8 protein-coding genes are annotated in these 13,638 nt (G+C 63.9%); 6 read left to right on the top strand and 2 right to left on the bottom strand.

The features are described from left to right. Positions 1 to 138: 138 nt before the first annotated feature. Positions 139 to 429 (bottom strand): hypothetical protein, encoded by a 291-nt coding sequence (locus tag AC3IF1_RS16145; RefSeq protein ID WP_313900825.1) that lies wholly within the window; start codon positions 427 to 429, stop codon positions 139 to 141. Between the two features lie 856 nt (positions 430 to 1,285). Between AC3IF1_RS16145 and AC3IF1_RS16140 the strand changes: the two genes are divergently transcribed. The 6 genes from AC3IF1_RS16140 (at position 1,286) to AC3IF1_RS16115 (ending at position 12,591) form a co-directional block, all read left to right on the top strand. After that, positions 1,286 to 2,962, top strand: coding sequence for a methyl-accepting chemotaxis protein (locus tag AC3IF1_RS16140; RefSeq protein ID WP_489218421.1), 1,677 nt, complete (start codon positions 1,286 to 1,288; stop codon positions 2,960 to 2,962). A 7-nt stretch (positions 2,963 to 2,969) separates the two neighbouring features. After that, the gene (locus AC3IF1_RS16135; RefSeq protein ID WP_243966204.1) at positions 2,970 to 3,194 is read left to right on the top strand and encodes a hypothetical protein; all 225 of its coding nucleotides are present in this window, start codon (positions 2,970 to 2,972) and stop codon (positions 3,192 to 3,194) included. A gap of 319 nt (positions 3,195 to 3,513) precedes the next feature. After that, on the top strand, positions 3,514 to 5,883 hold the full coding sequence (locus AC3IF1_RS16130; protein WP_279598187.1) for a bifunctional diguanylate cyclase/phosphodiesterase: 2,370 nt from the start codon (positions 3,514 to 3,516) through the stop codon (positions 5,881 to 5,883). Beyond that, entirely contained in the window at positions 5,880 to 6,347 is a 468-nt protein-coding gene (locus AC3IF1_RS16125; protein WP_489218420.1) for a BLUF domain-containing protein, read from the top strand. The genes AC3IF1_RS16130 and AC3IF1_RS16125 overlap by 4 nt, the downstream gene beginning before the upstream one ends. An 856-nt stretch (positions 6,348 to 7,203) precedes the next feature. Then, on the top strand, positions 7,204 to 10,353 hold the full coding sequence (locus AC3IF1_RS16120; RefSeq protein ID WP_489218419.1) for a bifunctional diguanylate cyclase/phosphodiesterase: 3,150 nt from the start codon (positions 7,204 to 7,206) through the stop codon (positions 10,351 to 10,353). Positions 10,354 to 10,911: 558 nt separating this feature from the next. Continuing rightward, entirely contained in the window at positions 10,912 to 12,591 is a 1,680-nt protein-coding gene (locus AC3IF1_RS16115) for a methyl-accepting chemotaxis protein (RefSeq protein WP_489218418.1), read from the top strand. A 108-nt stretch (positions 12,592 to 12,699) separates the two neighbouring features. Here AC3IF1_RS16115 and AC3IF1_RS16110 read toward each other — a convergent pair whose 3' ends face one another. Further along, positions 12,700 to 13,629: an AraC family transcriptional regulator gene (locus tag AC3IF1_RS16110; protein WP_489218417.1), complete on the bottom strand. Its 930-nt coding sequence runs from the start codon at positions 13,627 to 13,629 to the stop codon at positions 12,700 to 12,702. Positions 13,630 to 13,638 lie beyond the last annotated feature (9 nt).

Below are 13,638 nucleotides of genomic sequence, written 5' to 3'. Positions count from 1 at the left end.
CCGTGCAGATCCATGCTGCCCGCGTACGAGGTGCCTACTCGATTGAGACCCTGGCGGCGCTCGCACAGGTCGCCCCCGAGGTGCTTGCCAGACTTGAGGATGGCTTGCCGATCACCGAGGCGGGGGCTCGTGACCGCGTCATGGGCGTGCTCGGACTGCGTCCAGATAGCCAACTCTATCCTGCCAAGCCGACTGATTTCGGCCGGCGCCCATTGGATTGAGAAGGAAGCACGCTGACCCCGTCTGCAACCGCCCAGCCTCCTCCCGCCACGCATCGCGCTCGGCCCGCATGGCCTCTACGAGGGCGTGCATGTTGCCGGCGTCGATTGGGGTCTCAACCAGCATGTCCTGGGCCGAGACCAGCTGCTCGCGCAGCTCGGCGTTCTCGGCCGCCAGAGCAAGGAGCAGGGCGGCCACGGTGTCATTCATCCCTGCTCCCGCACGCCCCGAGGCAGCGCGTTTAGCCGGGCTTAAGCTTGGCCGCAATTAGGCCGATTAGCGCGACTGCGCCGGCGAGGCCGCGCCGAGGCTCAAGGGGGAAAGCTGCGGTGCTGCTCTGCCGGCGCTCGGCTCACCGCCAATCGCTGGGTATATGTTGGCGGTGGGCGGTTAACAGATCGTGGATGTCTCAAGAGCGTTAGTAGCGCCGACAGGACTGTGTTGAGGATCACAGCGGCGTTGGTGGGCCGGTAAAGGCTGCAGATGGTCACGACGCGCTCGAGATGGCGAGCGGCTGGGTGAGTGTCGAAGCAGGATCGGATCACACCCCCTTTTATCGAAGGCTGCTTCGCATTTGCACTTGTCCGTTGGGACTTTAGGGAGCCGCGCCAAAACGAACGAAGAGACTATCAGGGTCCTGCGAGCCCATGCTCGCGCTCTGTGCCGTCGTTGAGGGGGCACGGCCAGCGACGGCTACGGCCGGCGTGAAAGCGCAGGCGCTGATCAGGATGGCAAGGGCAGCAAGGGACTGAAACGTGCGCATAATCGGGCTCTCTCGGCGATGGTGGATCATGGCGCTGAGGCGTGAACGACTATCTGAAAGAGATCACGACAATTTGAGCTATCTACGTTACGAGTCGAACTTTTGACCTTTGTGGGTCCGTAGATGTAAGCATTCAACTGTAAGCTGCGATGGTTATTTATTAACTAATGCGTTGATAAACTGATTTATGCAAAGGGTTGCTGACCGTTGGAGTTGTAGCACGCGCCCTGTCGCTGGGCTCAGCCTCGCGTCCCACGCTTGGACCACTCGCGTGCCATTCAGCATAGACTACCGCAGGATTTCATGGCCCTCCGCATAGGTACCCGCATCCAGTCCATAACCCTGATCGCCTTGAGCGGGATGGCAGCCCTGATCGGCTTGGCGGCCTGGGACATGTCGGGAAGCGTCACAGACGCGCGCGAACTGAAGACGCGCGATCTCGTCGAGTCAGCGCAAGGTGTACTCACATACTTTGAGGGCGAGGAGCGCGCCGGGCGAATGGATCGGTCCGCCGCTCAGAATGCGGCGATCGCGGCGGTCAAAGGCCTGCACTACGCCGGGAGTGAATATTTCTGGTTGCAGGACATGCAGCTGCGTATGATCCTGCATCCTAAGGCCGAGTTGATCGGCAAGGACATCGGCGGGATCACGGATCCGACCGGCAAGCATCTATTCGTAGAGATGGTCGAGCAGGTGAAGCGGTCAGGAGCCGGCTTCGTCCCCTACATGTGGCCCAAGCCTGGCCTGGATCAGCCTGTCGCGAAAATCTCCTACGTAAAGGGATTCGAGCCCTGGGGCTGGATCATCGGATCAGGCATCTACGCGGATGACACGGCGGCACAGATGCGCCCGACGCTGATGCGGCTGCTCGGCGGCGCCTCCATCGTTGCGGTGCTGATCGGCCTTCTGGCGACGCTCATAGGCCGGGGCGTGGTGCGGCCGGTCCGCGCCATGACGGCGTTCATGACCGGTCTCGCCGCGGGAGACCTGAGCAGAGAGGTCCCAGCCAAGGAACGTCCCGACGAGATCGGTGCGATGGCGGCCGCCGTCCAGGTGTTCAAGGACAACCTGATCCGCACGCGCGCGTTCGAAGCGGAGACCGCGCAGGCCCGCCGCGCCGCAGAGGATCAGCGCAAGGCCGGGATGCGCCAGATGGCCGACGGCTTCGAGCAGGCGGTCGGCGGTATCATCGGCATGGTGTCGTCCTCCTCGACTGAGCTGCAGGCCACCGCCCAGACCATGACCGCCACGGCGACGGAGACCGCCAGTCAATCGACGACGGTCGCGGCTGCCGCCGAGGAGGCCGCCTCCAACGTCAACACCGTGGCCGCGGCCGCCGAGGAACTGGGCTCGTCGGTGCAGGAGATCAATCGGCAAGTCGCCGGCTCGGCCGAACTGGCGCAGCGTGCCGTGCGCGAGGCGGATCACACCGGCGCCCTGGTACAGGAACTGAGCGCCGCGGTCGCGCGCATCGGCGACGTGGTCGGGCTGATCTCGACCATCGCTGGGCAGACCAACCTGCTCGCCCTGAACGCCACGATCGAGGCGGCACGGGCTGGTGCGGCGGGTAAGGGGTTCGCCGTGGTCGCCGCCGAGGTGAAGGCGCTCGCCGAGCAGACCGCAAAGGCCACGACCGAGATTTCTGGGCAGATCGCTCAGATCCAGGCCTCGACCGGGCAGGCGGTGACGTCGATCAGCGGCATCACCGAGCGGATCCGTGAGATCAACGGGGTCGCAGCCTCAATTGCGGCGGCAGTCGAGCAACAGGGTGCGGCGACCCAGGAGATCGTCCGGAACGTCTCCCAGGCGGCGCAGGGCACCGGTGAGGTGACGCACAACATCTCCGGTGTGGCGGGTGCGGCCGAGGAGACCGGTGCGGCGGCGAGCCAGGTGCTGGGGGCGGCCTCAGAACTGTCGCGCCAGTCCGAGCACCTCGCGGCCGAGGTCGGGCGCTTCCTCGCCACCGTGCGCGCAGCGTGAGGCGACGATGAGCCCTGTGGGACCCTGTTACATCGTTCCGTTTGATGAGGTTCAGGGTCTCAGGGCAGCCCTGGCCGGCGCCATCGCCGAAGGGGTGAATCTCGGCCCCCGCGGGGCACAGATCCGCGCAAAGGGAGAGTCGCTGGAAACGATGACCGCAGCGTTGCGTCCGGAGCTTGCCGGTCTCTGCGACCAGCTCGAAGTCGATGGCATGGAACTGGATCTTGCTTAGCTCACTCGCATGGCGAAAGCCGCTCGCACCTTCGGGCTAGGCAAGGCTAATTGAGGGGTCTGACTGCATAGATATGCCTTGAGCCGGCGCCTGCGGTGTCCAGTTCCGCTCCTGCACCGACCGTCACACGACCATACGGTAACGTAGCCTTCTCAGGCACAGCTGATAAAAGACCAGCGGTGTTGCAAATTGAGTTAACGTTGACGTAGGTGGGTTAGAGTACAGCGCAGCTTCGAAATTGCCGCACACGTTATATTCTGCCAGGTTCCTACACATTGATTAACTGTTCAAGCTTAGATTGCAGACCCCGGAGCTTGGTATGCGATCTGTTTACACGTGCCTTACCCAGGCGCACGATCATGGCTTAATCCTACTCGCCGCTGGCGTTTGCGTCATCGGCGTATATGGCTCGTTTTCGGTTGCGACCCACGCGGCGCGCTCCGAAGGCCGGTCCGCCGCGCTTTGGGCTGGTGCCAGCATCGTCGCCTCAGGCTGTACCGCCTGGGCGACTCACATGATCGGGCTGCTGGCTTTCCGACCAGGCATGCCCGCGGGGTTCGATCCCTATCTCACTGCCCTATCGCTCCTGGTCGCCATCGCCGGCATCGGGATCAGCGTCGCGCTCGCGATCGGCCAACGCAGGAGAAGCCATCGTTTCCTCATCGGCCTCCTCCTCGGCGGCAGCATCGTCGCGCTGCACTACCTGGGAGAAGCTTCATACCTGATCGCCGGTACCGTCGCGTGGGATCCGCTCCTGCTGTCGGTGTCCATCCCGACGAGCCTGCTCATGTTCGGCGCGGCCATGGTCGTGACGGGGGAGCGCCGCCGCGATCTGAGACGCGCCGGGGCGCCGCTGTTGGTCGCCGCGATCGGCGTCCTCCACTTCTGCGGCATGGCGGCCATGACGCTGACCTTCGATCCTGAGCGCTCGCTCCCGCCGCGCGCTGTTCCACCTGACATCCTCGCACCGGTAGTAGCGGGCGTATCCCTCGGCCTGCTGGCGCTGGCCGTGGTCGGGCTGCGCCTCACTCTGAATGCTAGGGCTCAAGCGCGGCGCGACCAACAGCGCCTCCGCGAACTGGCGAACCTCGCAGTCGAAGGACTCGCGGTCTGCCATGGTGAGGTGATCACTACGGCCAACCGGAGCTTGGAGCGGCTGTCAGGCCTCAGCGCTGGGCAGCTGAACGGTCGTCGCCTGTCCGAGCTTCTTCCCGGCCTCGCCATCGCGGATCTTCCCCTGCGCGAGGAACGGGAGGCAGAACTGGTCGGTGCCGATGGGCAACGCGTGCCGGTGCGCGTCCTGCGCAGCGAGGTCCCGCTCGGCAACAAGCCACAGACCGTGCTCGCCATCCGCGACCAAAGGGAGCGCCTACAAACTGAGTCTAAGATGCGCACCCTGGCTTATTCAGACGCGCTGACCGGCTTGCCCAATCGTGTGCATTTCCACGACCTGCTGGCGCGCCATGCCATGGCCTACCGGACGCACGATCGGGGCTTCGCGGTCCTCATCCTCGATCTCGACCGGTTCAAATTAGTAAACGACACCCTCGGGCACGGCTTGGGCGATGCTCTGTTGCGCAAGGCGGCCCGGCGTCTCAAGGCAGCACTGGCCGAGCACGACGTGGTCGCTCGCCTCGGTGGTGACGAGTTCGCGGTGCTGCAGGTCGACGGGGCCAGCCCTGAGGCGGTGCAGGCGCTCGCCGCGCGCATTGTCGAGCTGATTGGGCGCCCTTTCCTGATCGATGGCCAATTGATCAATGTCGGGGCCTCGGTCGGCGCCGCGCTCGCACCGGTGGACGGCACCGAGCCGAGCCAGCTTCTGCGCAACGCCGACCTCGCGCTCTACAAGGCCAAGACTGACGGCAAGGGCACTTTCCGTCGGTTCGAGCCAGCGCTGGACGCGCGCATGCAGGCCCGGCGCGGCCTGGAGGCGGACCTGCGCCGGGCGATCGCCGTGCAGGAATTCGAGCTGCACTACCAGCCGCTGGTCGATGCGCGCTCTGGCCGGATTACCGCCGCCGAAGCCCTGGTGCGGTGGCGCCATCCCGAGCGAGGCCTCGTCTCGCCCGCCGACTTCATTCCGCTCGCCGAGGAGACCGGTCTCATCGGACCGCTCGGACAATGGGTCCTGCGCACGGCCTGCACGCAGGCAACCCTCTGGCCCTCGCACATTCGGGTCGCCGTCAACCTCTCGCCCGCGCAGTTCCGGGACCTGCGCCTCTCCGAGACCGTGCGGGCAGCGCTCGCCGCCTCCGGCCTCGCCGCGGACCGGCTCGAACTGGAGATCACCGAGGGCGTCCTGCTGGCCGACGAGGAGCGCACACTGGCCACCCTGAACCGCCTGCGGGCGGCGGGGGTCAGCATTTCGATGGATGATTTCGGGACGGGGTACTCCTCGCTCAGCTATCTCCGCCGGTTCCCGTTCGACAAAATCAAGGTCGACCAGTCCTTCGTGCGCCAGCTCCCGGGCGACCCCGAGAGCGCCGCGATCGTCCGGGCGATCATCACAATGGGCTCGTGCCTTGGCATGGCGATCACGGTCGAGGGGGTCGAGACCGCGGAGCAATTCGCGTTTTCAGCCGAGGCGGGCTGCGATCAAGTGCAGGGCTACCATGTCAGCCGCCCACTGCCCGCGGCGGAATTCGTGTCCTTCGTCGACACGTTCGTCAACGCGCGTGAGGCGGCATGACTCCGGCGGACCACACCGACCTGTTCCGGCTGGTCTACCGGAGCCGCTGTTCGACCGACGGAACGCCCGAGGAGGTGCGGCGGCGCATCGATCAAATTCTGACCGTGTCGCGTCGACTTAATGCCGAAGCCGGCATTACGGGCGCGCTGATGTTCACAGGATTGTTCTTCATACAAGCCCTGGAGGGGCCGGCATCGGCCGTGGAAGCAACCTTCGATCGGATTTGCTGCGACTTGCGGCACAGCAACATCGAGGTCGTCGAATGCGGACCCGTTCTGGAACTAGCCTTCGGCGAGAGGTCGATGAGCCATCTAGTGCCGACCGCAGTTGCCGAAGTCGCGCTCTACGGTTTGAAGCACGATGCCGAATTGGCTGATGCCGCAGCCGCGGCGATGAAGCTCATGGCTGCCCTGGTTCGATCTGAACCACGTTCGGATGAGCCGGCACACCACTTCGCTGTCTGAGATCATCTGTCCTCGTTGGTTCTGCGTCCGCCTTATCGAACACCCGCAGACCCTCACTGCATGGCTCGGCCGCCTCCACCACCCACGCGGATTTTCGCACGGTCTGATCGGTTGAGGTCGCCCACCGCTCGTCGGCAGCCCTTCTCCGATTCCGCCTCCATAGCCTGCCTGTGTGGATCTCCCATATCCGTGGAGCGCACGCTTTTGCACCCTATGACGCCCAACAGCGCCGGGGCCGTGTCTCGCCTCCCCGCCGGGGCCATTGCAGCCATTCCCGCGAGAAGATGCGGACTATGTTCGGATCGGACTTCCGACTTTGGTGGCGGCACTCCTGGAAAGTCAGCTGCCCGTCACCCTCGGCCATCCTCTACAGGATGACAGAGGCCCTGGCGGACAGTGACCGCGTGGAGCTGTGCGACTTCGGCACGTTTGCCACGAAGGAGCGTCGGGCCCGCGCCCGCCTGCCCTGCGAGACCAGCCGGCCCGACCGCTGCGCAATTCTGTCGCCGGAGCTCGACGCGCTCGCCGATCGGGACCGGCAGCTCCTGCCGTCGCATCGGGGCCCGGAGCGCTTCCACGTTGAGCGGGACGCGATTGTGCGAGCGCTTCGGCGGTTGGTGCGGTCTGCGTCTTCATACTTATAGTCGAAGTAGCAGCCCGGCGTTGATCCCGAAAGCCCTTCTGCCCTAGGCAATAACGGCATTCCGCTTTAGACATTCATCTACAGTCAAGGATTTATTAATTTGCCTTAATTTCCATCTAGAATATGCATCTGCTTCCAAAGGCTCGCTAAGCGAGCGGTTTATTAATAACAGGTGGGAATAATCGCACTCGATCGAGTTGTGCCGAGCCGCCGATGCCGAACCTCCCCAGCGTACCTTCCGAACTGGTTTCTGACCTCATTACTTCGGATGTCCAAGGGGATCCGCAACTCGATGCCATCTGCCGAACCGCCACCGCACTCTTCGGCACGCGCTACGCCTTCGTCTCACGTCTCGATGCTGAGTGTCAGAGGATCCTCGCTCGCGAAGGATTGGAGATACTCACGACGCCGCGCTCCGTAGCCTTCTGTGCCGTCACGATCCTCGGAGTGGTGTACCAACCTCTCGTCATCCCCGACACCCACGAAGATCCGCGCTTTGCCGCCAATCCGTTCGTAATCGGCGAGCCGTTTCTGCGCTTCTATGCTGGGGTTCCGATCGTTCTTGGGGACGGTGAAGATGGTGCCACCGTCTGTATTGCCGACACAGCGCCGCGCCACGGCTTCGGGGCTGACGAGCGGCGGCAATTGCATGATCTGGCGATGCTGGTCGAGGCTATCCTGCGCGGGCGTCGTGCACAGAACGAGACGACATTGGCACTGCTGAAGGCAGAGGAAGCCAGCGCATCTCTTCGAGCCGAGATCGACCGGCGCAATCGGAGCGAGGCGCTAGCCGTACATCAGCAAACGTTGCTGGAGGAAGCGCACGAGGGCGAGCGCTTCGCCGAAGAGGCTGCAGGCTTCGGACGATGGACAATCCAGCCCGCACAGGGCACCGTCATCTGGTCGAACGGCATGGGGCAGTTGCTCGGTCGGGAGGATTTCGCCGAGCAAGTCCTAGACCTAGAGCAGCATATCGCCTGCTACCACCCAAGCGAGCAGGAGGATATCCGGAAAGCCATACCCCGAGCTGATGACAAAGCAGACGGGCCAGCGGGTGGGTTCACCCGGCGCGGTCGTATCTTGCGGCCGGATGGTGAAGTGCGGGACGTCGTAGTCCACGGGCGTACTACGCGGGATGCAACGAGCCGCGCAGTAACAGCGAGCGGTATCACCCTCGACGTGACGGACCTGATGCGTTCTGAGGACCGACTCCATGCTTCAGAAGCGCTCCTGGGGATGACGCTGGAGCATATGGATCAGGGTTTGATTATGACCGACGCGGATGATCGCGTGCGAGTCTGTAATCGTCGCGTCGCCAAGCTGCTTGGGATACCCGAGGAGCTGCTTGAGGATGGGATGCCGTTCGATCGTGTCCGCATCTATCAGCGAGATCAGGGTGAGTTCAGTCACTTACCGGATCATCTGAGGCATTGGTTGGAGCACGGTGATCCTAAGAATTGTGTCCCAGATTACGAGCGCACCCGCCCAGATGGCACGGTGCTCCAGGTTCGCACGCTCCCGCTGCCTGGAGGAGGTATGGTGCGCACCTTCACCGACATGACCGCGTACCGCGCCGCTGAAGCCGCAGAACAGGAAAGCGAGAGGCGCTTCCGCCTTCTCGCAGCAAACGCGAGCGATGTCCTCATTTTAGGCAGCCCCAAAATCCTTCGTACTTATGTTTCCGCTGCTTCACTTGAAGTTCTTGGTTACGAACCCAGGGAATTAATTGGAACAAATCCATTAGATATGATCCACCCCGACGATGTTAATGTCTTCAATGAGAATTGGTCACAACTATTAAGCGGTGATAACAGGCGACCAATTTTCTGCCTTCGGCATCTTCACAAAGATGGTAGTTACATCTGGATCGAGACGTCTGCTAGCCTGCTATACGATGAGCATAAAACTCAGCCAAATGGCTATGTCGCCGTACTTCGCGATGTGACGGCTCGCCGAGAAGCGGAAGAGCGAATCCGCCATATGGCCCTGCACGATACGCTCACGGGTCTGCCCAATCGAGCTCTGTTCCGCGACCGCCTCGACCAAGCCATCGCGCATGCTACGCATACGCACAGCTCCTTCGCTGTGCTCGCTTGTGACCTCGACCGGTTCAAGTCGATCAACGATAGTCTCGGTCATCCGGCTGGCGACGTTCTCTTGCGCGTCGTAGCTGAGCGAATGCAGTCGGTACTGCGACCCTACGATACCGTTGCCCGCCTCGGCGGGGACGAGTTCGCGATCGTTCTCGCCTATCTCGACGAGGAGTCTACGGCGCCTTCCCTCGCCGAGCGTCTGATTGCAGCTGTGGGCGAGCCGATCTTCCTTGACGGACAAGCGGTCGAGGTCGGCGTCAGTGTCGGCATTACGGTCGCCTCAGAGAACGACGGCGATGCGGACGAGCTGTTCAAGCGCGCGGACATGGCCCTCTACGAAGCCAAGGCCGGCGGTCGCAACACCTACCGTACATTCTGCCCGGACGTCGGAGCCCGCGTTGCCACGCGTGGGCAGCTTGGGTTGGACATGAAGGAGGCGATCCGGCGCGGTGAGTTCCGCCTAATGTACCAACCGGTCGTAGACGCGGCGACCGGTAAAGTGGTCAGCCTGGAGGCGCTGATGCGCTGGTCTCATCCAGTTCGCGGTGAGATCTCGCCTGGTGAGTTCATACCGCTGGCGGAAGAGAATGGGCTGATCATACCGCTGGGCGCCTGGGCACTGCGGGAGGCCTGCCGTGAGGCGCTGAGCTGGCCTGAAGTGTTGCGGGTCGGCGTCAACGTGTCGGCCGTACAGTTCCGCAGCGGGCTTGAGGAGGCCGTGCTCTTCGCCCTGGCGAAAACGGGATTGCCCGCTCACCGACTGAAGTTGGAGGTGACCGAGAGCGTGCTGATGCAGGATGGTGATGCCGTGATTGCGTGCCTCCACCGACTGCGAGCGCTCGGAGTCATCATCGCGCTCGACGATTTCGGTACTGGTTACTCGTCGTTGGGCTACCTGCGGCGCTTCCCCTTCGACAAGATCAAGATCGACCGAACCTTCATCCGCGACATCACCGACCCGGATGCGGCGGCAATCGTGCGGGCGGTCGTCAGCATCGGCGAGCGGCTTGGCATGGGCATCGTTGCTGAAGGTGTCGAGACGGCCGAGCAGCTTGACCTTGTGCGCCGAGAGGGCTGTACGCAGGTGCAAGGTTTTCTATTCAGCCGACCGTTATCACCGCAGGACGCGCAAGCCTACGTTCTGTCTGCCCAAGCGGGCTCAGTTGCAGCCAGTTCGACACCTTCGTTGTCCACACCTAAGCGTCGGAGAAAGCCTCCCACAGCCTTGCCGCCGGCATGCCCGGCTAGTCGGGCCCCGCAGGTCGCGTGAGGCGCTCGTATGTTAGTTTTAGTCAGGTCCGGGCGGCTGTCCAGTTTGGACAGCGCTGCCGTCAGGCCGCCTTGGGCCGCCTTGTTTCCGCTCTGTATTTTAAGGGGGGCGGGTGGCTCCGCGGGCAGGCTGTGCCACCGCTATTCCCCGTTAGAAAACGGGCCGCGAGCCCTCGAACGCACTGTTGTGGGCGCTGTTCTCAGCCGGTGTTTAAGTTAGACAAGGCCGCCGACGACAGGCTGGTCCGAGGCCTCATCCATGCTGTTCGGATGCTGTTAGCAGCACGAACTCAGACGTGCGGTACTGTCCGGTTGCGACCCGACCTGATCGGTTGCGGCCCTTGTCTCACTTCCCCTAAGGCGGACAGAGCTATGAAAATTATCTCGCTGCGACCAGATTTGATCCTAAGGACCCATTTAAACTTATTTATCAGTATAGTTCATTCGGTATTGCGGCCACGAAGTAAATTGCATATCTAGCAAGAGGCAAAACTATTAATCTCAAATTAAGCATGATGCGTCATTTCCACGCTGATATCTGGCTTGGAAAAACGCTGAGATGAACTTCAACTTCACCGTACGGGCACGCCTAATCGCGTCGTTGCTCGTCTTGCTCGCCCTATCCGTCGGACTTGGTGGATTCTGCTATAGCCGCATAAATGCCCTAACCGTGTCCATCGACGAGCTTGGCGGCAATACCCTGCCGTCTACCCGGATCCTCAGCCGCTTGGCCACGGATTTCGAGGCCCTCCGCAGCCGGCAACTGGCCTACCTCGTCTCCAGCGAAGAACGCCGGCCTCAATCCCTGCCGCGCCTGCGCGCCAGCATGGCCGACATCGAGGCGGACTTGAAAGAGTACGCGCCCTATCTCAGCGACGGTGAAGATGCCCTTTGGAAGGCCGTGACGACCGCGGTGCCTGCTTATTCACAGATGGGAGAGGAGTTCCTGCGCCGGATGCAGGCCGGCGAGACGAAGGCGGCCACGGACCATCTCTTGGACGGCATGCTGCCGAACTTGAACGCGGCCCGTGCGGCCATAAAGGCCGATATCGCCTTCAACGACACGAACGGCAAGCAGGGCGCTGCCAATGCCAGAACTCTATCCGAGAGCGCCCGCGGTGGGATCGCGTTGGTGCTTGTTGTCGTCATCGTCGTCACGCTGGTGATCGGCTGGATGTCTGTCTTCACGATCTCGGGCCCTGTCCGCCGCATGGCGAGCGTCATGAAGCGGGTGGCCGATGGCGACACTGACCTCGCAGTACCGAATGCCGGCGAGCGGAGCGAGATCGGCGAGATGGCCGCCGCAGTGCAGGTGTTCAAGGACAACCTCGTCCGCACCCGCAAGCTCGAAGAGGAGACCGCCCTGGCCCGGGCCTCCGCCGAGGAGCAGCGCAAGCGCGCGATGCGGGACATGGCCGATGGGTTCGAGGCCGCAGTCGGTGGTGTCATTGGCCTGGTATCGTCTTCGGCCACTGAACTGCAGGCCACCGCTGGAGCCATGAGCGGCACGGCGGCCGAGACCGCCGCCCAATCCTCCGCGGTGGCGGCCGCGGCCGAAGAGGCGGCCGTCAACGTCAACACTGTCGCCGCAGCGGCCGAGGAACTCGGCTCTTCGGTCCAGGAGATCGGCCGGCAGGTCGATGGCTCTGCTGACCTCGCCCGGCAGGCCGTGGCCGAGGCCGACCAGGCCGGCACGCTGGTGCAGGCGCTCAGCGCCGCCGTCTCCCGGATCGGTGACGTCGTGGGCCTGATCTCGACCATCGCCGGTCAGACGAACCTGCTGGCGCTGAACGCAACGATCGAGGCTGCCCGGGCCGGCGCGGCCGGCAAGGGCTTTGCCGTCGTCGCCTCAGAAGTGAAGGCGCTGGCCGAGCAGACCGCCAAGGCGACGAGCGAGATCTCCGGACAGATCCTGCAGATCCAGGCGTCGACCGGGCAGGCCGTCGCCTCGATCGGTGGGATTACGGGACGCATCCGCGAGATCAGCGCGGTCGCCACCTCTATCGCCGCAGCAGTAGAGGAGCAGGGGGCGGCGACCCAGGAAATCGTTCGCAATGTCGCCCAGGCGGCGGTCGGCACGGGCGAGGTGACGGGGAACATCACCGGCGTGGCGGGTGCCGCCGAGGAGACCGGGGCTGCGGCGAGCCAAGTGCTCGGGGCGGCGTCCGAACTGTCGCGCCAATCCGAGCATCTCGCAGCGGAAGTCGCACGCTTCCTGGCCACGGTTCGAGCCGCCTGACCTGAGTTCACCGGCCTGCGGTGTGCACGCGATAGAGTTCGGTCATAACTCGAACGTCCGCTTTGCTGCTGACTGATCTTGGAAACGGACGGGCCGATTCCCCCCTTCTCAGACGTTCAGAGACGCAGGGCTGCGGGGTTGGGCGCGCTGCTCGCGGGCGTAGTGGATTGGCGGTCTGCCGACATGACGAGCGAAGGCGGTGCTAAAGGTGCTGGCGGACCCGTAGCCCACGCGCTCGGCCACCTCCGCCACGCCGGCTCCCTCGCGACCAAGCAGATCCTTCGCCAGCGCGATGCGCCACGCCAGGAGATACGCCATCGGCGCGACGCCGACCTCGCGCCGGAACCGTTCGAAGAATGTCGAGCGCGACAGTCCCGCCTCTCGGGCCAGGGCGGCGACCGTCCAGGGAACGGTCGGTCGCTCGTGCATGCGGCGCAACGCGGCGGCCACGCGCTCGTCGGTAAGCCCGCGTAGGAGGCCCGAGGGCGCCGTCGGACCCGTGGTGGACCGGAGCGCCTCGATCAGCAGCACCTCTAGAAGCCGCGCCAGGACCACATCGCGGCCGGGCCTGTCCGCCCGAGTCTCCTCGTTCACGAGGCCGAGCAGCATCGCCAGTCGCCCGACGCCGCGCACATGGACGAACCGAGGCAGGAGCGACAGCAGCAGCTCCGTATCGTCGGAGGCGAAGGTGCAGTGACCCACTAGCATGCGCAGGTCGGGCAGCACCTCAAGAGGGCCGAGTCGGAACACGCCGGGGCCAACCTCAACGGGCGGCGGCGCCCGCCCCGCCGACGGTGCGACGAGGCTGGATGCGGCGAAGGCGCTTGCGGCGGGTATCAGCACGAAGTCGCCGGCTGCGAGGACGATGTCCGCTTCACCATCGATAGCGAGGCGGCACTCTCCCTCCAGCACCGCGGCATAGAACGGCTGGCCGTGGTCGTCGCGGCGCACCGTCCAGGCGCCGCCGGCCACGACCAACTTGGAGAACGAGGCGCTGGGCTGAAGTAGCCCGACGACTTGGGTGAGCGGGTCGACCATTTCGGACGT

Source organism: Methylobacterium sp. E-012 (genome assembly GCF_057836545.1).
The sequence above is the reverse complement of the archived record's forward strand: the minus strand, read 5'-3'. Positions and strand labels throughout refer to the sequence as shown.